The sequence below is a fragment of the Streptomyces sp. NPDC054887 genome (assembly GCF_053610585.1).
Genome location: NZ_JBSGYQ010000012.1, coordinates 14,379 through 37,808, shown reverse-complemented (window position 1 = coordinate 37,808; position 23,430 = coordinate 14,379). Strand labels below are relative to the sequence as shown.

The window sequence follows — 23,430 nt, the reverse complement described above, 5'->3', positions numbered from 1 at the left end:
TCGGCGCCGGTGCAACGGTGTCACAGGTCTTCCCCCGACGAAGGGCGGTACGACATGGCACGCGTACGGTACGGCGCGCGGACCGGCCACGACTTCGCGGCGCTGGGGGTCGCGCCGTGACCGGGGAGCGCTACACCGTCATCTCGGCCGACTGCCACGCCGGGGCCGATCTCCCGGACTACAGGCCGTACTTGGAGAAGCGCCACCACGACGACTTCGACGCCTGGGCCGCGACGTACGTCAACCCGTACGAGGACCTCCTCGCCGACACCGCCGACCGCAACTGGAACTCCGCCCGCCGACTGGGGGAGCTGGAGGCGGACGGCATCGTGGCGGAGGTCGTCTTCCCGAACACCATTCCGCCCTTCTTCCTCAGCGCCTCGCTGACGGCCCCCGCGCCGTCCCCGGCGGAGTACGAACAGCGCTGGGCGGGCCTGCGGGCCCACAACCGGTGGCTCACGGACTTCTGCGACGCGGCGCCGGGACGGCGGGCGGGCGTCGCGCAGATCCTCCTCAACGACGTGGAGGAGGCGGTACGGGAGATCCGCCGCGCCAGGGCGGCCGGCCTCACCGGCGGAATCCTGCTGCCCGGCGCGCCACCGGGTTCGGGCGTCCCCGAGCTCTACTCGCGCACATACGACCCGATATGGGCGGTCTGCGAGGAGTTGGACGTGCCCGTCAACCACCACGGCGGGTCGGCCTCCCCGCCGCTGGGCGACGAACCGGCGGCCCGCGCCGTCTTCATGGTGGAGACGACGTGGTTCTCCCACCGCGCCCTGTGGCACCTGACGTTCGGCGGGGCGTTCCGGCGGCATCCCGGTCTGAAGCTGGTCCTCACCGAACAGGGGTCGGGCTGGATACCGGGCGTGCTCGAGATGCTCGACTACTACCACTCCCGGCTGGTGGCGGCGGCGACCCGCGCGTCCACCGCCGAGTCGAAGTTCGGCGCGGGGCTCGCGGACTCGATGGGCAGCAGCCCCGGCGAGGTCTGGCGCGACCACTGCTACGTCGGCGCCGGCTTCATGCGCCTCACGAGGTGCCGCTGCGCCACCGGATCGGCCTCGACAAGATCATGTGGGGCAGCGACTACCCGCACGACGAGGGGACGGCTCCGTACTCCCGCGAGGGCCTGCGGATCGCGTACGCGGGACTGCCCAGGGAGCAGGTCGCGGCCATGGTGGGCGGGAACGCGGCCCGCGTGTATGGGTTCGACCTCGGCCTCCTGGACCGGCTGGCGGCGCAGTCCGGCCCGCTGGTCGAGGAGATCGCCGAGCCGCTCCCGCCTTCCGATGTCCCGCCCGCCGCGACGAGCCCGGCCTTCGCGCAGGGCGGCTCGGTGCGCGTCTGGTGACCCGGCGGCGCACCCACCCCGTTCGGGGGTGACGCATCGGCCGCCCGGGCACGCTCCGGGACGACGACCTGCCGGCGCGTCACCCCGGCGCGCGTGCGAACCGGCCGCGCGCCGGGGCGCCGGGGGCCGCCGGCCGCAGGCGCACCTCCCTGACAAGCCGTCTCACATACTTGTCGGTAACAACCCCTAGCCGAGCGCCCGTCCGGCCTCTATCGTGCGGGCATGCCGAACCTGCCCGATGTCGTGCTGTGGTCGATACCCGCCTTCGTCCTGCTCACCGTGATCGAAATCGTGAGCTACCGCCTCCATCCCGACGAAGACGCCGCCGGGTACGAGACCAAGGACGCCGTGACGAGCGTCGGCATGGGGCTCGGCAGCATCGCCTTCGACTTCCTGTGGAAGATCCCGATCGTCGCGATCTACATGGCGGTGTACGAGCTGACGCCCGCCCGGGTACCGGTCCTGTGGTGGACGATCCCGCTGATGCTGCTCGCACAGGACTTCTTCTACTACTGGTCCCACCGCGGCCACCACGTGATCCGCATCCTCTGGGCCTGCCACGTGGTCCACCACTCCAGCCGCAGGTTCAACCTCACCACCGCGCTGCGCCAGCCCTGGACGAGCCTCACCGTCTGGCCGTTCTACCTGCCGCTCATCGTCTGCGGCGTGCACCCGGCCGCGCTCGCGTTCTGCTCCTCCGCGAACCTCGTCTACCAGTTCTGGGTGCACACCGAGCGGGTCGGCAAGCTGCCGCGGCCCTTCGAGTACGTGCTGAACACGCCGTCCCACCACCGCGTCCACCACGCCTCCCAGGGCGGCTACCTCGACCGGAACTTCGGCGGCATCCTGATCGTCTGGGACCGGCTCTTCCGCTCCTTCGCGGCCGAGACCGAGCGGCCCGTCTACGGCCTCACCAAGAACATCGAGACGTACAACCCGCTGCGCGTCGCCACCCACGAGTACGCCGCCATCGCCCGCGACGTACGGGCCGCCACCACGTGGCGCGAGCGCGCCGGCCGGATCTTCCGCGGGCCCGGCTGGCAGCCGAAACGCCCGGCGGAGGCCGCGGTGACCGGGCAGGCGCAGGAAGCCCCGGCGGGACAGGCCGCGTGAGCCCCACCGCCCCGGGCGACCCCCGCACCGACGCCGCGGCGACGGCCGCGCCGGGCCCGGACACGGACACCGCCGGCAGCGGGCCGGCCACCGGCCGCCCCGGCGACGCGAGGGCCCGGTGGGTCCTCGCCGCGTTCGCCGTCGCGGCGACTGCCGACCTCGGCTCGCTGCTCGCCGGGGCCGACGCCGGCCACCTGATCGCCAAGCCGCTCCTGATGCCGCTGCTCGCCGCGTACGCCGTCCTGCGCGGCGCGCCGCGCCTGCTGACGCTCGCGCTGCTCTTCGGCTGGGGCGGCGACGTCCTGCTGCTCGCCGACGCCGACTGGGCCTTCCTCGCCGGCATGGGGTCCTTCGCCGCCGGGCACGTCTGCTACCTGCTGCTCTTCGCCCGCGCGGGAGCCAGGACGTCCGCGCTCCTCGGCGCCGGATACGCCGTCGCCCTCCTCACCACGGTCGCCCTGCTGTGGCCCGGCCTGCCCGCGGACCTTCGCGTACCGGTCGCCGGGTACAGCCTGCTGCTGACGGCCATGGCGCTCCGCGCCGGCGGCCTCGGCCGGTACGCCGGCCTCGGCGGCGCGCTGTTCCTGCTCTCCGACACGCTCATCGCCACCGGCGTGGCCGAGTGGCCGCAACTCCCCGTCCCCGACTTCTGGATCATGCTCACCTACATCGCCGCGCAGTACCTGCTGGTCACAGGCGTGCTGGTACGGCAGGCGACCCCGGGCTGGCAGGCGGCGTACGGTGAGGGCCGTACCACCGTCTGACCACAGAGGACCGACTCATGCGCGCCACCGTCATCCACGCCCCGCACGACATCCGCGTGGAGGAGGTGCCGGATCCGCGGATCCAGGAGCCCACGGACGTGGTCGTCCGTGTGCTGCGCGCCTGCGTCTGCGGCAGTGACCTCTGGGCGTACCGCGGCGAGTCCGCCCGGCAGCCCGGACAGCGCATCGGCCACGAGTTCCTCGGCGTCGTCGAGGAGGCCGGGCACGGGGTGGCCGGGTTCGCCCCGGGCGATCTCGTCGTCGCGCCCTTCGTATGGTCCGACGGCACGTGCGAGTACTGCGCCGAAGGGCTCCAGACCTCCTGTCCGCAGGGCGGTTTCTGGGGCTCCGTCGGCTCCGACGGCGGCCAGGGCGAAGCCGTGCGGGTGCCCTTCGCCGACGGCACGCTGGTCAAGCTCCCGGCCGCCGCGGCCTCCGACGACCGGCTGCTGACCGGCCTGCTGGCCCTCTCCGACGTACTGGGCACCGGACACCACGCCGCCCTCGGCGCGGGCGTGCGGCGCGGCTCGACGGTCGCGGTCGTCGGTGACGGCGCGGTCGGGCTGTGCGGGGTGCTGGCCGCCAGGCGGCTCGGCGCCGAGCGCATCATCGCGCTGGGCCGCCACCGGGCGCGCACCGACATCGCCAAGACCTTCGGCGCCACCGACATCGTCGCCGAGCGCGGCGAGGCAGCGGTCGCGGCCGTACGCGAACTCACCGGCGGACAGGGCGCGCACGCCGTCATCGAGGCCGTCGGCACCGAGCAGTCGATGCGCACGGCCGTCGGCATCGCCCGCGACGGCGGCGCGATAGGTTACGTCGGCGTCCCGCACGGCAGCGGCACCGGCCTCGACCTGAGCGTGCTGTTCGACCGCAACGTCGCGCTGCGCGGGGGAGTGGCCCCGGTGCGCGCGTACATCCCCGACCTGCTGCCGGACGTCCTGGACGGAACGGTCGACCCGTCGCCGGTCTTCGACGTCACCGTCGGTCTGGACGGCGTGCCCGACGGCTACCGGGCGATGGACGAGCGCACCGCGCTGAAGGTTCTCGTCAAGCCGTGACCGCGCGGCGGGTGCTGCGCCGAGCCGTGATCGCGCCGAAGGTCGGCGCCGAGCCGTGACCGCACCCGGCGGGACCGCGACCGCCGCACGAGAACGGGCCGCCCGGAAGAGTCCCGGGCGGCCCGCTCGCGTCGCGGTGCCTACTTCTTGGTCACGGCGTCCAGCGCGTCGGCGATGCCGACACCGTAGAAGCCGTTGTTGTTCGTGCCGCCCTCGCACACCGCGTCGACCTTGCCGTCGCCGTCGATGTCGTACGGGTCGGTGCACGGCGCCGCGTCCGCCTGGCGCGCCAGCAGCGCCTTGATCCGCTTCGCCGAGGCCTGGGGGTGCGTGCTCTTGAGGAGCGCCGCCACCCCCGCGACGTGCGGGGAGGCCATCGACGTACCGGCCATGTAGCCCCACTTGCCGCCCGGAACCGGACCCAGGATCAGGCCGCTCGTCGCGGGAGGAGCGGGCTTCTGGTACGCCGTGCTGTCGCCGCCCGGGGCCGCGATGTCGATGACACCGTGCCCGTAGTTGGAGAACGACGACTTGAGACCCTTGGCGCCCGTCGAGGCCACGGTCACGACGCCCGGAAGCTGCGTCGGGGCGTCCAGGCACTCGGACGGGTCGATGTCGCGCGGCACCGGAGTGGTGTCGTTCGGACTCGTCGTGTCATGGATCGTGTCCGCCGCGAGATCGTAGTTCGAGTTGCCGGCCGCGGCGACGTTCACCGCGCCCTTCTTCTCGGCGTACCGCGAGGCTCGGACGATGGCGTCGACGAGCGCCTTCTGGTCCGGGTCGTCCTCGCAGTTGAACATCCACGGGTCGGTGTAATAGCTGTTGTTCGTCACGTCGACGCCGTGCTCGGCGGCCCACATGAAGCCGCAGACCACCGACTCGGTGTAGAAGAACCCGGCCGGCGTGGACACCTTGATGCCCGAGACCCTGACGCCCGGAGCGACGCCGGTGACGCCGACGCCGTTCTTCGCGGCGGCTATCTCGCCCGCCACGTGCGTGCCGTGCGGGCTCTCCTCGGCCGACGGGCGCCAGGCGCCGTCCGTCGTGTCGGGCTTGCCGGTCACGCAGTTGACGGACGCCTCGCGGTCGAAGTTGGGCGCGATGTCCGGGTGGGTGTCGTCGACCCCCGTGTCGATCACGGCCACCGTGACCTTCCGGCTGCCGAGCGTCTTCTCGTGGGCCTTGTCCGCCTTGATGGCGGGCAGGTCCCACTGCAACGGCTGCAACGGGTCCTCACCGGCGACGGCGTCCGCGGACGCCGCCTCGGCCTGAGCCTCGGTGAGCGCCCTGGGGGTGCCGACGTCCTTCGTCGACTGGGCGGGCAGCGGCGCCGTACGGGTCGCACCCGCCGACTGCACACCCCTGACCCCGCGCATCGTCTTCGCGAAGTCGTCGTTCGACGAGTGGACGACGATCACGCCGATCCGGTCGTACGCATGGACGATCGTGCCCCCGGCCGCGGTGATCGCCTTCTTCACCTTGGCCGCGTTGCCGCCGCCCGGGCGGACGTTGACGACGTAGCTCAGCGGCGTGCCCGCCGCCTCGGCCACCGCCGACGCGGCGTCCTTCGCGCCCAGCGCGTCGGCCGACGCCGTGCCGGGCAGGAACGCGAGGGCGGCGGTCATGGCCATGCCCGCGGACACGGCCACGGTACGGCGGGACCGCGCAGTGCGGTGCGGCGTCATGAAATCTCCGTTCGCAGGTGGGCGGAGCCCCGGACGGTCACTTCTCGACGGCGTCGAGCGCGTCGACCACGCCGGCGCCGTAGTAGCCGTTGTAGTTCTCGTCTCCCTCGCAGGTGGTGGCCTCGACCCAGTTGCCGGCCGAGTCGTAGACGTGGCTCGGGCAGCCCGGGTTGTCCGCCTGCTTCTTCAGCAGGCGCTGAAGCTGCGCGGGGGTCGCCTTCGGGTGCGCGCTCTTGAGCAGCGCGGCAACGCCGGCGACGTGCGGGGTGGCCATCGAGGTGCCCTGCTTGTAGCCGTAGCCGCCGTTCAGGACGGTCGACAGGACCCGGCCGTTGGCGTCCGGCGTGGCCGGGATCTGCCACTTGTCGCCACCGGGCGCCGCGATGTCGGCGACGCCGTACCCGTAACTGGAGTAGTACGACTTGACGTTCTTGTCACCCGTCGCGGTGACCGTCATGACACCCGGCAGCTGCGTCGGGACGTCGAGGCACTCCGACGGGTCGATGAGCCGGTCGCCGGGGGTGCTGTCGTTCGGGCTGGAGTCGTCGAGGATCTCGTCGGCCGACAGGTCGAAGTTCGAGTTGCCGGCCGCGGCGACGTTCAGGGCGCCCTTGCGCTCGGCGTACTTCGTGGCGCGCGTCAGGGCGTCGAGCAGCGCCTTCTGGTCCGGGTCGTCCTTGCAGTTGAACATCCACGGGTCGACGTAGTAGCTGTTGTTCGTCACGTCGATGTCGTGCTCGGCGGCCCAGACGAAGCCGCAGACGACCGCCTCGGTGAAGAAGAGGCTGGTGCCCGGCTCGCTCACCTTGATGCCCGCGAGCTTCACGCCCGGCGCGACGCCGGCGACGCCGAGTCCGTTGCGCGGAGAGGCGATCGTGCCGGCGACGTGCGTGCCGTGGTCACTGCCGTCGGCGTACGGACGCCAGGCGCCCTCGGACGAGTCCGCGACGCCGCCGACGCAGTTGGCCGACTGGGACTTGGAGAAGTTCGGCGCGAGGTCCGGGTGCGTGTCGTCGACACCGGTGTCGATCACGCCGACGGTGACCTTCGAGCTGCCGTCGTTGACCAGGGCGGCCTTGTCGGCGCCGATGGCGCGGATGTCCCACTGGTTGGCTTCCAGGGGCTCCTGGCCGGCCACCGCCGCCGCCTCCGCCTTCGCGGCCTCGGCCGCGGACAGCTTCTGCGTGGTGCCTTCCTCCGTGATGCCGACCGGAGTGAGCGGAGAGGTGCGGGTCGCGCCCGCCGAGGCCACACCCTTGGCCTTGCGTATCTGCTTGCCGAAGTCCGGGTTCTGCGAGTGGACGACGATGACCCCGATCTGGTCGTACGCCTTCACCACCGTGCCACCGGCCTTGGCGATCGCCCGCTTCACCGAAGCGCTCGTGCCGTGGCCACCCTTGGTGTTGACCACGTACGACAGCTTGGGACCGGTGGTGTCGACCGCCACCGGGGTGTCGGAACCGTCCAGCGGCGCGGCCGAGGCGGCCGCTCCGGGCAGGAAGCCGAGCGTAGCCGTGAGAGCCAGTCCGACGGGCAGGGCGAGTGCGCGCTGCCGTCTGGATCCCAGATGAGCCATGGGTTCTCCACATCATCCGTGAGAGCCGCTCCTGCGCGGGTGCACATGAGCGGGTACATGACGAGTGAAGCTAGCGCCGATCATGCGTTCGTATCAACGTGTTCGGAAAAGAAATGGCGGATGCCGAACCGAGTCGTGATGCGATCCGTGCCGTTGTCAGGGGGACGAGCGCCATCACCCCCCACCAGTGAGGTCACTTTGTCCACCCCACCCACCGCAGCCGCGTCGCGAGGAGATTCCGTGGCAACCGATGCACCACCGCCCGAGGGCGGCACGGGCCTGATCCGGACAGGGCACACGACACAGGAGTTCGTCGAGGTGCAGGAGAGCGCCGAGTTCGGCGAACTGCGCCGTGCCCACCGGTCCTTCGCCTTCCCCCTGACCATCGCGTTCATCGCCTGGTACCTGCTGTACGTCCTGCTGTCCAACTACGCGGGCGGCTTCATGGGCACCAAGCTCTTCGGCAACATCAACGTGGCGCTCGTCCTGGGCATCGCCCAGTTCGCCACCACCTTCCTCATCGCCTGGTTCTACTCGCGTCATGCCGCGACGCAGCTCGACCCGAAGTCCGAGGCCATCAAGTCCCGTATGGAGGCCGACGCATGAGCCCCGCGCTGACCACGGCGGCCACGGCGCACCTCGCCGCCGCCGGTGACGCGAGCGAGCACCGGCCGCTCATCATCACCCTGTTCGGCCTCTTCGTCGTCGCCACCCTCTTCATCACGGTATGGGCCGGCCGCCAGACCAAGAGCGCCGCCGACTTCTACGCCGGCGGCCGCCAGTTCACCGGCTTCCAGAACGGCCTCGCCATCTCCGGCGACTACATGTCCGCCGCGTCGTTCCTCGGCATCGCCGGCGCCATCGCCCTCTTCGGCTACGACGGCTTCCTCTACTCCATCGGCTTCCTGGTCGCCTGGCTGGTCGCACTGCTCCTCGTCGCCGAGCCGCTGCGCAACTCCGGCCGCTACACGATGGGCGACGTCCTCGCCTACCGCATGCGCCAGCGCCCCGTCCGCACCGCGGCGGGCGCCTCCACCATCGTCGTGTCGATCTTCTACCTGCTCGCGCAGATGGCGGGCGCCGGCGTGCTGGTCTCGCTGCTCCTCGGCATCACCAGCGACGCCGGGAAGATCCTGATCGTCGCCCTCGTCGGCATTCTGATGATCGTCTACGTCACCATCGGCGGCATGAAGGGCACCACCTGGGTGCAGATGGTGAAGGCCGTCCTGCTCATCGCGGGCACCCTGCTGATCACCTTCCTGATCCTGCTGAAGTTCAACTTCAACCTGTCCGACCTGCTCGGTACGGCGGCCTCGAACAGCGGACAGGGCTCCGCGTTCCTCGAGCCCGGCCTCAAGTACGGCGCCACCGGCACCTCGAAGCTCGACTTCATCTCGCTCGGCATCGCCCTGGTCCTGGGCACCGCCGGCCTGCCGCACATCCTGATCCGCTTCTACACCGTCCCCACGGCCCAGGCCGCCCGTAAGTCGGTGAACTGGGCGATCGGCATCATCGGCGCCTTCTACCTGATGACCATCGTGCTCGGCTTCGGCGCCGCGGCGCTGCTCAAGCCAGGCGACATCATCGCCTCCAACAAGGCCGGCAACACGGCGGCCCCGCTCGCCGCCCTGGAGATCGGCGGCGGCGCGGACTCCCCGGGCGGCGCCATCCTGCTCGCCGTGATCTCGGCGGTCGCCTTCGCCACCATCCTCGCCGTGGTCGCCGGCCTCACCCTGGCGTCATCGTCGTCGTTCGCCCACGACATCTACGCCAACGTCATCCGGCGCGGCAAGGCCACGGAGAAGGAAGAGGTACGCGCCGCCCGCTGGGCCACGGTGGCCATCGGCGTGGTGTCCATCGCCCTGGGCGCGATGGCCCGCGACCTGAACGTCGCCGGCCTGGTCGCCCTCGCCTTCGCGGTCGCCGCCTCCGCCAACCTGCCGACGATCCTCTACAGCCTGTTCTGGAAGAAGTTCACGACGCAGGGCGCCCTGTGGTCCATCTACGGCGGTCTGACCGCCTCCGTGGGCCTCGTCCTGTTCTCGCCGGTCGTCTCCGGCAAGCCCAGCTCGATGTTCCCCGGCGCCGACTTCGCCCTGTTCCCGCTGGAGAACCCGGGCCTGATCTCCATCCCGCTCGGCTTCCTGCTCGGCTGGCTCGGCTCCGTACTGTCCAAGGACGAGCCGGACAAGGGGAAGTACGCGGAGCTGGAGGTCAAGTCACTCACAGGCATCGGCGCGCACTGAGCGTACCGCCCACCGGGCCTTCCGCCCTTTCCCACAGCGGTGCCCCCGTGGCCGCGTCGTAGAGTCGTACGACGCGGCCACACCGCTCCCGTGGTATCGGGCCCGTGATCCTGTCAGAGGCGTCGCGTAGGCTCGACAGAGTTCAGCCAAGTCCAACCCGGATCGGGGAGTGGGTCGAGGATGCTTATCGACACGTACGGCCGAGTAGCCACTGACCTGCGCGTTTCGCTCACCGACCGCTGCAACCTGCGCTGCACGTACTGCATGCCCGAGGAGGGCCTGCAGTGGCTGGCGAAGCCGGACCTGCTCACGGACGACGAGATCGTGCGGCTGATCGGCATCGCCGTGACCGACCTCGGCGTGACCGAGGTCCGCTTCACCGGCGGCGAGCCGCTGCTGCGCCCCGGGCTCGTCGGGATAGTCGAGCGGTGTGCCGCGCTCGCGCCCCGCCCCAAGATGTCCCTGACGACCAACGGCATCGGCCTCAAGCGCACCGCGGCCGCGCTCAAGGCGGCCGGCCTGGACCGGGTCAACGTCTCCCTCGACACCCTGCGCCCCGACGTCTTCAAGACCCTCACCCGGCGCGACCGCCACCACGACGTCCTCGACGGCATGGCCGCCGCCCGCGACGCCGGCCTGACGCCGGTCAAGGTCAACGCCGTCCTGATGCCCGGGCTCAACGACGACGAGGCCCCCGACCTGCTCGCCTGGGCCGTCGAGAACGAGTACGAGATGCGCTTCATCGAGCAGATGCCGCTCGACGCCCAGCACGGCTGGAAGCGCGACGGCATGATCACGGCCGGCGACATCCTGGAGTCCCTGCGCACGCGCTTCACGCTCACCGCCGAGGGGGAGGACGAGCGCGGCTCCGCGCCCGCCGAGCGCTGGCTCGTCGACGGCGGCCCGCACCGGGTCGGCGTCATCGCCTCCGTCACCCGCCCGTTCTGCCGGGCCTGCGACCGGACCCGGCTCACCGCCGACGGGCAGGTGCGTACGTGCCTATTCGCCCGCGAGGAGTCGGACCTGCGCGGAGCCCTGCGCTCCGGCGCCCCCGACGAGGAGATCGCCCGGCTGTGGAAGGTGGCGATGTGGGGCAAGAAGGCCGGTTCGGGTCTGGACGACCCGTCCTTCCTCCAGCCCGACCGCCCGATGTCGGCCATCGGCGGCTGACGCGTCCGTCAGCCCTCTTCGGCCACGCGCCGCTCCCACTCCGCGAGCGTCACCACGTCCTTGAGGAAGCCGCGTACGCCGAGGAACTGGGACAGGTGCTCACGGTGCTCGTCGCACGCGAGCCACGTCTTGCGCCGCTCCGGCGTGTGCAGCTTCGGGTTGTTCCAGGCCAGCACCCACACGGCGGCCGAACGGCAGCCCTTGGCGGAGCACACGGCGGCGCCGGCGTCGGCCGAACCGGGGAAAAGAAGGGAATCAGGGGAGTTCACGCACTCAACCCTAGGCCACACCCCTGGTCACAAAGGCGACGCCGAGCAGCCACGGGGGGAGCTGCCCGGCGTCGGTCCGTCGCTCCGACGGGGGATGCGGAGCGCCTACGAAGTATGTCACGCGACATGGGGTGCGGTGCACAGGAACTTCATGATTGATCTGAGCTTTTCCTGAGCTTTGCGGACCGCTGAAGATCAGCTGCGCTCGGGCGGCCGCTCCTCGGACCCGGTCGCGCGCACGTCCGGAGCGGCTTCCCCGGCGGGCCGTTCGGGCGGGCTCTCCAGAGCCGGCCGGACCGGCGTCGGGATGTGCGCCGAGGGCAGTGAAGAGGCGTTCTCCCGGCCGCCGTTCGCGATGACCACGGCGATGTACGGGAGCAGGAGACCCAGCGCCAGGGCCACCACGGCGACATGCCGCTCGACGTTCCACAGGACCGCGGCCAGGATCACCGAGAGGGTACGCACCGACATCGAGATCACGTACCGGCGCTGGCGAGCGCGCACGTCGTCGGCCAGGGCCGGCCGGGCCCCGGTGATCCGGAAGACCTCGGTGTCGCTCTTCTTCCGCAGCACGTCGCACCACCTGATTCCCTGCCGGACGCTCGCTGACCGGACCTCTTCCACGGTACGCCGCCGCCGCGCGGCCATCGAGCGCGGGGGCGTCCGTCACCGGGGCGGTCGCCGTCGCACGGATGGCGTCGCCCGGCATGCGCCGTACGAGCGGCCGTCCGAGACTGGGCCCACATGCGCACACCGCGCCGATGAGGAGGCGACATGAGTTGGTTGTGGGCAATCGTCGTGGGTCTGGTGCTCGGTCTGATCGCGAAGGCGATCATCCCGGGCAAGCAGCAGATTCCGCTGTGGCTGACGGTCGTGTGCGGCATCCTCGGCAGCATCGTCGGCAACTCCGTCGCCGCCGGCCTCGGCGTCGACGAGACCAAGGGGATCGACTGGCTCAGGCATCTGTTCCAGCTGATCGGCGCCGTGGTGATCGTGGGACTCGGCGACATGCTCTACGCGTCGATGAAGGGCAAGAGGCGACGCGCCTGAGCGGGTACGCACAGCAGCGGCCGGAAGCGTGCGCCCACGCCCCCGGCCGCTGTTCCCTGCGAACGGCTCAGCCGGCCGTGACCTCGATCGCCGCCAGGTTCTTCTTCCCGCGCCGCAGTACGAGCCACCTGCCGTGCAGCAGGTCCTCGGGCGACGGCACGGCGTCCTCGTCGGCCACCTTCGCGTTGTTCACGTAGGCGCCGCCCTCCTTGACCGTACGGCGGGCGGCCGACTTGCTCGGCGCGAGACCGACCTCGACGAACAGGTCGACGACGGACCCGAGCTCCGTGACCTCGGCGTGCGGCAGTTCCGACAGCGAGGCGGCCAGCGTCGCCTCGTCGAGACCGGTCAGCTCACCCTGCCCGAACAGCGCCTTCGAAGCCGCGACGACCGCCGCGCACTGCTCCGCGCCGTGCACCAGCGTCGTCAGCTCCTCGGCCAGCGCGCGCTGGGCGGTGCGGGCCTGGGGCCGCTCCTCGGTGAGCTGCTCCAGCTCTTCGAGCTCCGTGCGGCTCTTGAAGCTGAGGATGCGCATGTAGCGCGAGATGTCCCGGTCGTCCACGTTCAGCCAGAACTGGTAGAACGCGTACGGCGTCGTCATCTCCGGGTCCAGCCAGACCGCGCCGCTCTCGGACTTGCCGAACTTCGTCCCGTCCGCCTTGACCATCAGCGGCGTCGCCAGCGCGTGCACGTTGGCGTGCGGCTCCAGGCGGTGGATCAGGTCGAGCCCCGCCGTGAGGTTGCCCCACTGGTCGCTGCCGCCCTGCTGGAGGGTGCAGCCGTGCCGCCGGTACAGCTCCAGGAAGTCCATGCCCTGGAGCAGCTGGTAGCTGAACTCCGTGTAGCTGATGCCCTGGTCGGACTCCAGCCGCCGGGCGACCGAGTCCTTCGCGAGCATCTTGCTGACCCGGAAGTGCTTGCCGATGTCCCGCAGGAACTCGATCGCGGAGAGTCCGGCCGTCCAGTCCAGGTTGTTGACCATGGTGGCCGCGTTGGGACCCTCGAACGACAGGAAGGGCTCGATCTGGGCGCGCAGCCGCGCCACCCAGTTAGCGATCGTCTCCGGGTCGTTCAGCGTGCGCTCCGCCGTCGGCCGCGGGTCACCGATCTGGCCGGTGGCCCCGCCCACGAGGGCGATCGGCCGGTGCCCGGCCTGCTGGAGCCGGCGGACGGTGAGGACCTGCACCAGGTGCCCCACGTGCAGGCTGGCCGCGGTCGGGTCGAAACCGCAATAGAACGTGACCGGACCGTCCGCGAGCGCCTTGCGCAGTGCGTCCTCGTCAGTGGACTGGGCGAACAGCCCGCGCCACTTCAGCTCGTCGACGATGTCGGTCACGGTCTTGACTCTCCTCGGGTGTTCGAACGCTGTGGGTTGCTCCCGGCCAGTCTATGGGCGTCACACGCCCTGGCTGACCGAACTCATGTTGAAGTCCGGGACGCGCAGCGCCGGCATCGCGGCCCGGGTGAACCAGTCGCCCCACTCGCGCGGCAGCGTCTTCTCGGTACGCCCGGCCTCGGACGCCCGCGACAGCAGGTCGACCGGCGACTCGTTGAACCGGAAGTTGTTCACCTCCCCGACCACCTCGCCGTCCTCCACCAGATAGACGCCGTCGCGGGTCAGTCCGGTCAGCAGCAGCGTCGCCGGGTCGACCTCGCGGATGTACCACAGGCACGTCAGCAGCAGGCCGCGCCGGGTCGAGGCGACCATCTCCTGGAGGGAACGCTCCCCACCGCCGTCCAGGATCAGGTTCCCGATCGCCGGCGCCACCGGCAGCCCGGTCAGTCCCGCGCTGTGCCGTGTGGTGACCAGGTGCTCCAGCCGCCCTTCGCGCAGCCAGTCGGTCGGACCCAGCGGCAGCCCGTTGTCGAACACCGAGGAGTCGTCGCCCGAGGAGTGCGCGATCACGAAGGGCGCCGACTCCAGACCCGGCTCGTACGGGTCGCTGCGCAGCGTCAGCGGCAGCGCGGACAGCGTCTCGCCGACCCGCGTCCCGCCGCCCGGCCTGCTGAACACCGTGCGGCCCTCGGCGGCGTCCCGGGCCGCCGACGACCACATCTGGTACACCAGCAGGTCCGCGACGGCGGTGGGCGGCAGCAGCGTCTCGTAACGCCCCGCGGGCAGGTCGATCCGGCGCTCGGCCCAGCCGAGGCGCGTCGCCAGCTCGGCGTCGACGGCCGCCGGATCCACGTCACGGAAGTCCCGGGTCGCGTACCCGGCCCAGGCCGAGCGGCTGCGGTCCGGCGACTTGGCGTTGATCTCCAGGGTGCCGTTGGGCTGGTCGTGGCGCAGGCGCAGCCCCGTCGACGTACCGAGGTAGGTCGAGGTCATCTCGTGGTTGGCGAAGCCGTAGAGCTCCCGGCCGCCGGCCCTGGCGCGGGCGAAGGACTCGCCCAGCGCGGGCGCGAAGTCGGTGAAGACGCCGGACGAGGTCTCGGCGGGCGCGTCCCGGAAGCCGGGGGACTCCGGCACCCCCGACACCAGCGGCTGGGCGTCCTCCGCCGGCCCCGCGCCGCGCGCCGCCGCCTCGGCGGCCCGTACCAGCGGCTCCAGCTCGTCGGCCGTGACGGCCGAGCGCGACACGACGCCGGACGCCGTGCCCCGCGCCCCGTCGACGGTCGCGACGACGGTGAGGGTGCGCCCCCGGGTGACGCCGTTCGTGGTGAGCGCGTTGCCCGCCCAGCGCAGGTTGGCGGAGGAGTGCTCGTCGGCGACGACCACGCACCCGTCGGCCGTGGACAGCTCCAGGGCCCGCTCGACGATCTCGTACGGCTTGACGGTGCGGCTCATCGGCCGGCCTCCTGAGTGGTGTTCAAGATGTTGACGCCGCGGAAGAGAGCCGACGGGCATCCGTGCGAAACGGCCGCGACCTGGCCCGGCTGCGCCTTGCCGCAGTTGAACGCGCCGCCCAGGACGTACGTCTGCGGGCCGCCGACCGCGGTCATCGAGCCCCAGAAGTCCGTGGTCGTCGCCTGGTACGCCACGTCCCGCAGCTGACCCGCGAGCCGCCCGTTCTCGATTCGGAAGAACCGCTGCCCGGTGAACTGGAAGTTGTACCGCTGCATGTCGATGGACCAGGACCGGTCCCCGACGACGTAGATCCCGCGCTCGACGCCGCCGATCAGGTCCTCGGTGGAGAGCCCGCCCGGGTCCGGCTGGAGCGACACGTTCGCCATGCGCTGCACCGGCACGTGGGCGGGGGAGTCCGCGAAGGCGCAGCCGTTCGACCGGCCGAGGCCCGTCAGCTTCGCGATGCGCCGGTCGAGCTGGTAGCCGGTGAGCGTGCCGTTCCTGATCAGGTCCCAGGACTGCGCCTCGACGCCCTCGTCGTCGTACCCGACCGTGGCGAGCCCGTGCTCGGCGGTCCTGTCACCCGTCACGTTCATGATCGGCGAACCGTACGCCAGCTTCCCGAGCCGGTCGAAGGTCGCGAAGGAGGTCCCCGCGTACGCCGCCTCGTACCCCAGCGCGCGGTCCAGCTCCGTCGCGTGCCCGATCGACTCGTGGATGGTCAGCCACAGGTTCGACGGGTCGACCACCAGGTCGTACGTCCCCGCCTCCACACTCGGCGCGCGCATCTTCTCGGCCAGCAGCGACGGCATCCGCTCCAGCTCGCCGTCCCAGTCCCAGCCGGTCCCCAGCAGGTACTCCCAGCCCCGACCCACCGGGGGCGCGATCGTGCGCATGGAGTCGAACTCGCCGGTCGCCGCGTCCACCGCGACCGCCGTGAGCTGCGGGTGCAGCCGCACCCGCTGCTGCGTGGTGACGGTGCCCGCCGTGTCCGCGTAGAACTTGTTCTCCTGCACGGTCAGCAGCGAGGCGTCCACGTGCGCGACGCCGTCCGCCGCCAGCAGCCGCGCGCTCCAGTCCGCGAGCAGCCCCGCCTTCTCCTCGTCCGGCACGTCGAATGGATTGACGTCGTACGCCGAGACCCACGTCCGGTCGGCGTGCACCGGCTCGTCCGCCAGCTCCACCCGCTCGTCGGACCCGGCCGCCCCGATCACCTTCGCCGACAGCTTCGCCATCGCCACCGCCTGTCCCGCGACCCGCGCGGCGGCGTCCATGCTCAGGTCGACCCCCGAGGCGAACCCCCAGCAGCCGCCGTGCACCACCCGCACCGCGTACCCGAGGTCCGTGGTGTCGGAGCTGCCCGACGGCTTGGCGTCGCGCAGCCGCCAGGACGCGCTGCGCACCCGCTCGAAGCGGAAATCGGCATGGTCGGCGCCCAGCGCGCGGGCACGCGCGAGCGCCGCGTCGGCGAGCGCGCGCAGCGGCAGTGCTGTGAACGCTTCGTCGATGGAATGAGGCACGGATGACTCCTAGTCGTCGAGACCGGTCCCCCGATCATGTCGTGGTCCCGGGTCCCTTGCCCACCACATTCTGTAGGGACCCGACAGAGGGCGTCGCTACGCGCTGTCAGGGCCCGATTCTCCGTACGTGGTCCGGTACCGATAGTTTCGGTCAGTACCAGACCGCTATGGAAAGGGTGATCCGTTGAGCCGCTCGGTTCTCGTCACCGGAGGAAACCGGGGCATCGGCCTCGCCATCGCCCGCGCCTTCGCCGAAGCAGGCGACAAGGTCGCGTTCACGTACCGCTCCGGCGAACCACCGGCGGCCCTCACCGAACTCGGCTGCCTCGCCGTCCGGTGCGACATCACCGACACCGAACAGGTGGAGCAGGCCTACAAGGAGATCGAGGAGAAGCACGGCCCGGTGGAGGTGCTGGTGGCCAACGCCGGCGTCACCAAGGACCAGCTCCTCATGCGGATGTCCGAGGAGGACTTCACGTCCGTACTCGACACCAACCTCACCGGCACCTTCCGGGTCGTCAAGCGGGCCAACCGCGGCATGCTGCGCGCCAAGAAGGGGAGGGTCGTACTGATCTCCTCGGTCGTCGGACTCCTCGGCTCGGCCGGGCAGGCGAACTACGCCGCCTCCAAGGCCGGTCTGGTCGGATTCGCGCGCTCCCTCGCCCGTGAGCTGGGCTCGCGCAACATCACCTTCAACGTCGTCGCGCCCGGTTTTGTCGACACCGACATGACCGGAGTGCTCACGGACGAGCAGCGCAAGGGCATCGTCGCCCAGGTGCCGCTCGGCCGTTACGCGCAGCCGGAGGAGATCGCCGCCACCGTGCGCTTCCTCTCCTCCGACGACGCGTCGTACATCACTGGAGCCGTCATCCCGGTTGACGGCGGATTGGGCATGGGTCACTGATCACATGAGTGGAATCCTCGACGGCAAGCGCATCCTCGTCACGGGTGTGCTGATGGAGTCCTCCATCGCCTTCCACACCGCCAAGATGGCCCAGGAGCAGGGTGCCGAAGTCATCCTGACCGCCTTTCCCCGCCCCACGCTGACCGAGCGCATCGCGAGGAAGCTGCCCAAGCCGGCCAAGGTCATCGAGCTGGACGTGACCAACACCGAGCACCTCGACCGGCTGGAGGGCCTTGTCCGCGCCGAGCTCGGCAGCCTCGACGGCGTCGTCCACTCCATCGGCTTCGCGCCGCAGGACGCGCTCGGCGGCAACTTCCTCAACACGCCCTTCGAGTCGGTCGCCACGGCGATGCACGTCTCGGCGTTCTCGCTGAAGTCGCTCACCATGGCCTGCCGCCCGCTGATGGGTTCCGGCGGCTCGGTCGTCGGCCTCACCTTCGACGCGCAGTTCGCCTGGCCGCAGTACGACTGGATGGGCCCCGCCAAGGCCGCGCTGGAGGCCACCTCCCGCTACCTCGCCCGCGACCTGGGCCCGGAGAACATCCGCTGCAACCTGATCTCCGCAGGACCGATCCAGTCCATGGCCGCGAAGTCCATCCCCGGCTTCGCGGACCTGGCGGGCGTCTGGGACGAGCGCTCCCCGCTGAAGTGGGACATGACGGACCCGGAGCCCACCGGCCGCGGCGTCGTCGCGCTGCTCTCCGACTGGTTCCCGATGACGACCGGCGAGATCATCCACGTCGACGGCGGGCTGCACGCGATCGGCGCCTGATCCCGCGACGCCCCACGAAAGCCGCGCGACCCGTCCACCGACGGGCCGCGCGGCTTTCGCGTCCCGCCTCCGACAGTCGTCACCCTCCGTGCCCGAACGCTTCCCGAGTCGAAAAGACCGGCGACTCCCCGCACACTGAGGAAACCGGGACGTACCCGGCGCTCTGAGGGGAGGAGGTGGAGCATGTGCGCCCGTCGAACCGTCAAGCCGCAGCCGGCGCGCTGGCCCTGGCCGCCGTCGCCGCCCTGGCCGCCCCGGCCGTCGCCGGGCGAGGGCCGCAGCCGGGCCCCGGGCCCGGACACGTGAGGGAGACGGCCCCGCAGGTGGCACTCTTCGGCTCCACCTGCCGTACGACCGTCGAGGGCTCACGCGTCGTCGCGTACTGCCACAACCCGTACCCCGCGACCGACCTGGTCCGCCTGCACGTCGAGTGCGACCGCTGGTGGGACATCGACGCCGATGGGCTGCCCGTCGAGGTCGCGCCGGCGCAGACGGTGCGCCTCACCGACCGCTGCTGGAAGGAAGTCCGCACGGCCTGGGTCAGCCACCACCGGATGTAGCGCGGGGCCCCGCGCCCTGCCCCCGGTCCCCGAGGCACTTGAGCGAGTACCCCGCCGCCTCGGTGGCGGCCGTGTCCGCGTCGCGCGCCCGGATCGCCTCGATCAGCCGCCCGTGGTCCATGTGGTCCTCGGGGCGCAGTTCCTGCCCCACGTCCTCGCGCAGCCAGTCGCGCAGCAGGTCGCCGAGATCCGCGTACAGGCCGATGAGCACGTCGTTGTGCGAGGCGGCGACCACGGCCAGGTGCAGCGTCGCGTCCGCCCGTACGAAGAGCTCCGCGTCGCCCGAGGCCCACGCCTCCTCCCGGCGCGCGAGCACCGCGTCGAGCTGCCGCACGTCGCGCTCGGTACGCCGCTGTGCCGCGAGCCGGGCCGCCGAGGACTCCAGCGTCGAGCGCAGCTCCGCGATGTGGCGGGGGTCGGCGTCCGCGAACCGGCGGTGCATGACGCCGGCCAGCTCGCTGGTGGCGACGACGTACGTGCCGGAGCCCTGCCGGATGTCCAGCAGCCCGTTGTGAGCCAGCGCGCGCACCGCCTCGCGGACGGTGTTGCGGGCGACGCCCAGCTGTTCCACCAGCTCCGGTTCGGTCGGGATGCGCGACCCCACCGGCCACTCGCCCGAGGTGATCGCGTTGCGCAGCTCGGTGATCACCTGATCGGCGAGCGCCGAGCGGCGGGGTGACGTCAGCGCCATGGCGGCAGTGCTCCCTGGTTCAGGATTGGACAACCAATCATCCCATGATTCTATGATGGTTCCATGGCCCGTGACGACACCCGAACCGTGAACCCCGCCGCCGAAGCCCCCGTACAGCGGCAGCACCGGCCCCCGTCGCAGCACCGCGCCCGGTCGGTCTGGGTCACCCGGCTCGTGGTCCTCGGCCTCGTCCTCGCCGCCCTCAACCTCCGACCGGCCATCACCAGCCTCGGCCCGCTCCTCGAAGAGGTCCGCGCAGGGCTCGGCATGAGCGGCAGCGTCGCCGGTCTCCTGACCTCCGTACCGCCGCTCTGCTTCGCCCTCTTCGGCCTCACCGCGCCCCGGCTCGCCCGCCGCTTCGGCCCCGGCGCGATCGTCTGCGCCGGGATGGCGGCCATCGCCGCCGGCCTGCTGATCCGCCCCTACCTGGGCGGCACCGCCGGATTCCTCGCCGCCAGCGCCCTCGCCCTCATGGGCATCGCGGTCAGCAACATCCTGATGCCGGTCATCGTCAAGCGCTGGTTCCCCGAGCGCGTCGGCCAGATGACCGGGCTCTACTCGATGGCGCTCGCCCTCGGCACCGCCCTCGCGGCCGCCGCCACCGTCCCCATGACGCGGGCGCTCGGAGGCAGTTGGCAGACCGGCCTCGCGGTGTGGGGCACCCTCGCCGCCGTCGCCGTACTGCCCTGGCTCGTCCTCACGCGCCACCCGGCCACCCGGGCGCCCCGCACCCCCGCCGCCCCCGGAACGGACAGCGCCCCCGCGCCCGCCCCGAGCATCACCCGCAGCCGTACGGCGTGGGCGCTGGCCTGCTTCTTCGGGCTCCAGGCCACCGCGGCGTACATCACCATGGGATGGATGCCGCAGATCTTCCGCGACGCCGGGGTCTCCGCCGGCACCGCGGGGGTCCTGCTCGCCGTGACCATGGCGATGGGCATCCCGCTCGCGTTCGTCATCCCGCGCCTCGCCTCCCGCATGCGCAACCAGGGGCCGATCGTCGTGGCCCTCGGCCTCAGCGGCCTGCTGGGTTACGCCGGCCTCTACCTCGCCCCCGCCTCCGGCGCCTGGGCGTGGGCCCTGCTGCTCGGCGTCTCCAACTGCGCCTTCCCGCTCGCCCTGACCATGATCGGCATGCGCGCCCGCAGCGGCGCGGGCGTCGTGCGCCTCTCCGCCTTCGCCCAGAGCACCGGCTACCTCATCTCCATCCCCGGGCCGCTGCTGGTCGGCGTGCTCTACCAGCACAGCGGCAGCTGGGGCCTGCCGATCGGCCTCATGGCGGGCCTGATGGTGCCGCAGATCGTGGTCGGCGTGCTGGCGGGACGCAACCGTACGATCGAGGACGAACTCGCCTGACCCCGTCGCGGCCGGGCGTACAAAGGGTGCGAGACTGGCCGTATGCCTGTACTCGACCCGAACCCCCAGAACGGCCAGAAGAAGCTGCTGCTCGTGCTCGGCGCGATGCTCGGCGTCACGGTCCTCATCGCGATCGTCGCCACCCTGGCCTCCCCCTGAGCCCCGTCGCCCGACGCGCACGCCCCCGCGGTGGTGGGGTTGTCCCCACCACCCCTTAGGGGGCCAGGGTCAGGGTGAACTGGGTGGATCACCGGATGGGTTCCCGCGCGCGCACTCCGTAGGTTGACGTACATCAGCCGAACAGCGACGACGGAGGCGGTCATGGCGGCCCGCACACACACCCGGACCCACCCGCCGGCCCCCGGCATCGGCACCCGCCTCCCGTGGTGGGCCGTGGCCCTCCCCATGCTGGCCTTCGCCGTCCTGCTGCTCCTGATCGCGGGGCCGGGCGAGGCGCAGGCGGCGCCCGGCGATCCGGCCGTCACACACCTCGTGGAGCGCGTCCGGCACACCCTGTCCCACTAGCCGGCCGGGCCCCGTTCACCCGTGTCGGGGCAGCCCGCCAACACCCTGCGCCCCGTGGCGCGATTCGTGCGAAGCTGGGATGCATGAGCGTCGATACACCCCGCAGGATCGTCCTACTCCGGCATGCGAAGGCCGACTGGCCGCAGGTGTCCGACCACGATCGGCCGCTCGCCGACCGCGGCCGCATGGACGCCCCCGTCGCCGGCCACCGGCTGGCCGACACGGGCATCACCTTCGACCTGGCCCTGTGCTCGACCGCCGCCAGGACGCGCGAGACCTGGAAGCTGGCCGTACAGGAACTGCCGAGGCGCCCCAAGACCGTCTACGAGGAGCGGCTGTACGAGGCCACCCTCGGTGACATCATCGCCCTCCTGAACGAGACGCCCGACGAGGTGAACGACCTCCTCGTCATCGGGCACAACCCCAGCATGCACGCCGCCGCCGACGCGCTCGCGGGCAGCGGCGAGGGCGACGCGATGGCCCGCATGGCCAAGAGCGGCTTCCCGACGGCCTCGTTCGCGGTCATCGGCTTCACCGGCTCCTGGAAGTCCGTGGAACACGGTGTGGGCAAGCTCCTGGACTACTGGGCCCCGCACGACTGAGCCCGACCCGTTTCCGGTACGTACGTCCGAGGCCCCGGCGCGCGACCGCGCCGGGGCCTCCTGCCGTACTCACACCCGCGGGGTCACTCGGCCAGCCCGTCGGCCGCCTCGACCTCTTCACGGGTGACACCGAGCAGATACAGCACGGTGTCCAGGAAGGGCACGTTCACGGCGGTGTCGGCGGCCTCGCGCACCACGGGCTTGGCGTTGAAGGCCACACCCAGTCCCGCAGCGTTCAGCATGTCGAGGTCGTTCGCCCCGTCGCCGACCGCGACGGTCTGGGCGAGCGGTACGCCCGCCTCCGCCGCGAAGCGGCGCAGCAGCCGGGCCTTGCCCGCACGGTCGACGATCTCGCCGACGACCCGGCCGGTGAGCTTCCCGTCCACGATCTCCAGCGTGTTGGCGGACGCGAAGTCCAGCCCGAGCCGCTCCTTGAGGTCGTCGGTGACCTGCGTGAACCCGCCTGACACGACGCCCACTTGGTAGCCGAGCCGCTTGAGCGTACGGATCAGGGTGCGGGCGCCGGGCGTGAGCCGCACCTCCTGGCGCACCTTGTCCACGACGTCCTCGTCGAGCCCGGCGAGCAGGGCGACGCGCGCGTGCAGCGACTGCTCGAAGTCCAACTCACCGCGCATCGCCTGGGCGGTGACCTCGGCGACCTGGTCCTCACAGCCCGCGTGCGCGGCGAACAGCTCGATGACCTCGTCCTGGATGAGCGTGGAGTCCACGTCCATCACGACCAGGCGCTGGGCGCGCCGGTGCAGCCCCGCCGACACCACGGCCACGTCGATGCCCAGCTCGGCGGCCTCCAGCGCCAGCGCGGTGCGCAGGGCCTCGGTCTCCGTGCCGGAGACCGCGAACTCCACAGCGGTGACCGGGTACTTGGCGAGCCGGAAGATGCGGTCGATGTTGCCGCCGGTCCCGGTGATCGTGGCCGCTATGGCGGCGGTCGACTCGGCGGTCAGCGGGTGCCCGAGCACCGTGACGTGCGAACGGCCGCTGCCGCGCGGCCGGTTGTCGCCCGTACCGGAGATGATCTCGGCCTGGAGGCTGAGGGAGTCGGCCCAGCTGTGCACGGTGGCGCGCAGCTCGCCCGCGGTGCTCACGGTGGGCTCGGTGACCAGGGCGCACAGGACGATGCGGCCCCGGGTGACGACCTGCTCGATGTCGACGACGTCGACCGAGTACGCGGCGAGCGTGTCGAAGAGCCCGGCGGTGATTCCGGGACGGTCCTTCCCGAAGATCTTGACGAGAAGGGTGGGTGCGGCGTCGGGGGACTGGCCGGGCCGACTCGGCTGAGAAGCGCTCATGATGTCTCTACCGTATCGGGCCCTTCCCCCTCCCTCACCTCCTGTCCCGACCACCGGACACCTCGCCCCGGCACACCACCCGCCCTTCACGCTGCGGAGCCGCACCGGCACAATGCGCAC

The 23,430-nt window shown here is 71.5% G+C and carries 23 protein-coding genes and 1 pseudogene; 15 read left to right on the top strand and 9 right to left on the bottom strand.

All coding sequences use genetic code 11. The features are described from left to right. Positions 1-116 precede the first annotated feature (116 nt). From ACWGH0_RS09350 to ACWGH0_RS09335, 4 genes and pseudogenes are all read left to right on the top strand, one after another. Positions 117-1,351 (top strand): annotated as a pseudogene (locus ACWGH0_RS09350) (amidohydrolase family protein). A 222-nt stretch (positions 1,352-1,573) separates the two neighbouring features. Then, positions 1,574-2,464, top strand: coding sequence for a sterol desaturase family protein (locus tag ACWGH0_RS09345; protein ID WP_453403552.1), 891 nt, complete (start codon positions 1,574-1,576; stop codon positions 2,462-2,464). Next, a complete protein-coding gene (locus ACWGH0_RS09340) occupies positions 2,461-3,228 on the top strand; it encodes a lysoplasmalogenase (protein ID WP_453403551.1) in 768 nt (255 codons plus the stop codon). Before ACWGH0_RS09345 ends, ACWGH0_RS09340 begins: the two co-directional genes overlap by 4 nt. A 17-nt stretch (positions 3,229-3,245) precedes the next feature. After that, positions 3,246-4,289 carry a zinc-dependent alcohol dehydrogenase family protein gene (locus ACWGH0_RS09335; RefSeq protein WP_453403550.1) on the top strand — a complete coding sequence of 348 codons (1,044 nt, stop codon included), beginning with the start codon at positions 3,246-3,248 and terminating at the stop codon, positions 4,287-4,289. 140 nt (positions 4,290-4,429) lie between these two features. On the opposite strand, the gene ACWGH0_RS09330 is transcribed toward ACWGH0_RS09335, so the two are convergent. Both ACWGH0_RS09330 and ACWGH0_RS09325 read right to left on the bottom strand, forming a co-directional pair. Further along, entirely contained in the window at positions 4,430-5,974 is a 1,545-nt protein-coding gene (locus ACWGH0_RS09330; RefSeq protein WP_453403549.1) for a S8 family peptidase, read from the bottom strand. 37 nt (positions 5,975-6,011) lie between these two features. Beyond that, positions 6,012-7,550 carry a S8 family peptidase gene (locus ACWGH0_RS09325; RefSeq protein ID WP_453403548.1) on the bottom strand — a complete coding sequence of 513 codons (1,539 nt, stop codon included), beginning with the start codon at positions 7,548-7,550 and terminating at the stop codon, positions 6,012-6,014. Between the two features lie 240 nt (positions 7,551-7,790). Here ACWGH0_RS09325 and ACWGH0_RS09320 point away from each other — a divergent pair, with 240 nt between their 5' ends. The 3 genes from ACWGH0_RS09320 to moaA all read left to right on the top strand — a co-directional run bounded on the left by ACWGH0_RS09320 (position 7,791) and on the right by moaA (position 10,966). Then, complete coding sequence (locus ACWGH0_RS09320; protein WP_453403547.1) at positions 7,791-8,156, top strand: DUF485 domain-containing protein; 366 nt, start codon at positions 7,791-7,793, stop codon at positions 8,154-8,156. Continuing rightward, the gene (locus ACWGH0_RS09315; protein ID WP_453403546.1) at positions 8,153-9,796 is read left to right on the top strand and encodes a solute symporter family protein; all 1,644 of its coding nucleotides are present in this window, start codon (positions 8,153-8,155) and stop codon (positions 9,794-9,796) included. Before ACWGH0_RS09320 ends, ACWGH0_RS09315 begins: the two co-directional genes overlap by 4 nt. A 180-nt stretch (positions 9,797-9,976) precedes the next feature. After that, positions 9,977-10,966 carry a GTP 3',8-cyclase MoaA gene (moaA, locus tag ACWGH0_RS09310; protein WP_453403545.1) on the top strand — a complete coding sequence of 330 codons (990 nt, stop codon included), beginning with the start codon at positions 9,977-9,979 and terminating at the stop codon, positions 10,964-10,966. 8 nt (positions 10,967-10,974) lie between these two features. Here the strand turns inward: moaA and ACWGH0_RS09305 are convergent, their stop codons facing one another. Continuing rightward, positions 10,975-11,235, bottom strand: a complete 261-nt coding sequence (locus ACWGH0_RS09305) for a hypothetical protein (RefSeq protein WP_453403544.1) — start codon at positions 11,233-11,235, stop codon at positions 10,975-10,977. Positions 11,236-11,430: 195 nt separating this feature from the next. Then, positions 11,431-11,808 carry a DUF3099 domain-containing protein gene (locus ACWGH0_RS09300; protein WP_453403543.1) on the bottom strand — a complete coding sequence of 126 codons (378 nt, stop codon included), beginning with the start codon at positions 11,806-11,808 and terminating at the stop codon, positions 11,431-11,433. A gap of 201 nt (positions 11,809-12,009) precedes the next feature. On the opposite strand from ACWGH0_RS09300, the gene ACWGH0_RS09295 reads away from it, so the two are divergent. After that, the gene (locus ACWGH0_RS09295; RefSeq protein ID WP_453403542.1) at positions 12,010-12,285 is read left to right on the top strand and encodes a GlsB/YeaQ/YmgE family stress response membrane protein; all 276 of its coding nucleotides are present in this window, start codon (positions 12,010-12,012) and stop codon (positions 12,283-12,285) included. Positions 12,286-12,352: 67 nt separating this feature from the next. Here ACWGH0_RS09295 and tyrS read toward each other — a convergent pair whose 3' ends face one another. The 3 genes from tyrS to ACWGH0_RS09280 are packed head-to-tail and all read right to left on the bottom strand — an operon-like array spanning position 12,353 to position 16,593. Next, entirely contained in the window at positions 12,353-13,621 is a 1,269-nt protein-coding gene (tyrS, locus tag ACWGH0_RS09290; RefSeq protein ID WP_453403541.1) for a tyrosine--tRNA ligase, read from the bottom strand. Positions 13,622-13,681: 60 nt separating this feature from the next. Beyond that, a complete protein-coding gene (locus ACWGH0_RS09285) occupies positions 13,682-15,073 on the bottom strand; it encodes a metallopeptidase TldD-related protein (RefSeq protein WP_453403540.1) in 1,392 nt (463 codons plus the stop codon). Next, positions 15,070-16,593, bottom strand: coding sequence for a TldD/PmbA family protein (locus ACWGH0_RS09280; RefSeq protein WP_453403539.1), 1,524 nt, complete (start codon positions 16,591-16,593; stop codon positions 15,070-15,072). The genes ACWGH0_RS09285 and ACWGH0_RS09280 overlap by 4 nt, the downstream gene beginning before the upstream one ends. Positions 16,594-16,777: 184 nt before the next feature. Between ACWGH0_RS09280 and fabG the strand changes: the two genes are divergently transcribed. From fabG to ACWGH0_RS09265, 3 genes are all read left to right on the top strand, one after another. Beyond that, positions 16,778-17,497 (top strand): 3-oxoacyl-[acyl-carrier-protein] reductase, encoded by a 720-nt coding sequence (gene fabG, locus ACWGH0_RS09275; RefSeq protein WP_453403538.1) that lies wholly within the window; start codon positions 16,778-16,780, stop codon positions 17,495-17,497. A 4-nt stretch (positions 17,498-17,501) separates the two neighbouring features. Beyond that, positions 17,502-18,269, top strand: coding sequence for an enoyl-ACP reductase FabI (gene fabI, locus ACWGH0_RS09270; protein WP_453403537.1), 768 nt, complete (start codon positions 17,502-17,504; stop codon positions 18,267-18,269). A gap of 185 nt (positions 18,270-18,454) precedes the next feature. Beyond that, positions 18,455-18,829, top strand: coding sequence for a hypothetical protein (locus ACWGH0_RS09265; RefSeq protein ID WP_453403536.1), 375 nt, complete (start codon positions 18,455-18,457; stop codon positions 18,827-18,829). Here ACWGH0_RS09265 and ACWGH0_RS09260 read toward each other — a convergent pair. Beyond that, positions 18,810-19,520 carry a FadR/GntR family transcriptional regulator gene (locus ACWGH0_RS09260; RefSeq protein WP_453403535.1) on the bottom strand — a complete coding sequence of 237 codons (711 nt, stop codon included), beginning with the start codon at positions 19,518-19,520 and terminating at the stop codon, positions 18,810-18,812. The genes ACWGH0_RS09265 and ACWGH0_RS09260 overlap by 20 nt on opposite strands. 63 nt (positions 19,521-19,583) lie before the next feature. Between ACWGH0_RS09260 and ACWGH0_RS09255 the strand changes: the two genes are divergently transcribed. The 4 genes from ACWGH0_RS09255 (at position 19,584) to ACWGH0_RS09240 (ending at position 22,000) form a co-directional block, all read left to right on the top strand. Further along, complete coding sequence (locus tag ACWGH0_RS09255; RefSeq protein ID WP_453403534.1) at positions 19,584-20,873, top strand: CynX/NimT family MFS transporter; 1,290 nt, start codon at positions 19,584-19,586, stop codon at positions 20,871-20,873. Positions 20,874-20,915: 42 nt separating this feature from the next. Next, positions 20,916-21,032 (top strand): SGM_5486 family transporter-associated protein, encoded by a 117-nt coding sequence (locus ACWGH0_RS09250; protein ID WP_453403533.1) that lies wholly within the window; start codon positions 20,916-20,918, stop codon positions 21,030-21,032. Positions 21,033-21,194: 162 nt separating this feature from the next. Further along, a complete protein-coding gene (locus tag ACWGH0_RS09245) occupies positions 21,195-21,398 on the top strand; it encodes a hypothetical protein (protein ID WP_453403532.1) in 204 nt (67 codons plus the stop codon). A gap of 83 nt (positions 21,399-21,481) precedes the next feature. Further along, entirely contained in the window at positions 21,482-22,000 is a 519-nt protein-coding gene (locus ACWGH0_RS09240; RefSeq protein ID WP_453403531.1) for a SixA phosphatase family protein, read from the top strand. An 83-nt stretch (positions 22,001-22,083) separates the two neighbouring features. On the opposite strand, the gene serB is transcribed toward ACWGH0_RS09240, so the two are convergent. After that, positions 22,084-23,310 carry a phosphoserine phosphatase SerB gene (serB, locus tag ACWGH0_RS09235; RefSeq protein ID WP_453403530.1) on the bottom strand — a complete coding sequence of 409 codons (1,227 nt, stop codon included), beginning with the start codon at positions 23,308-23,310 and terminating at the stop codon, positions 22,084-22,086. Positions 23,311-23,430: the final 120 nt, after the last annotated feature.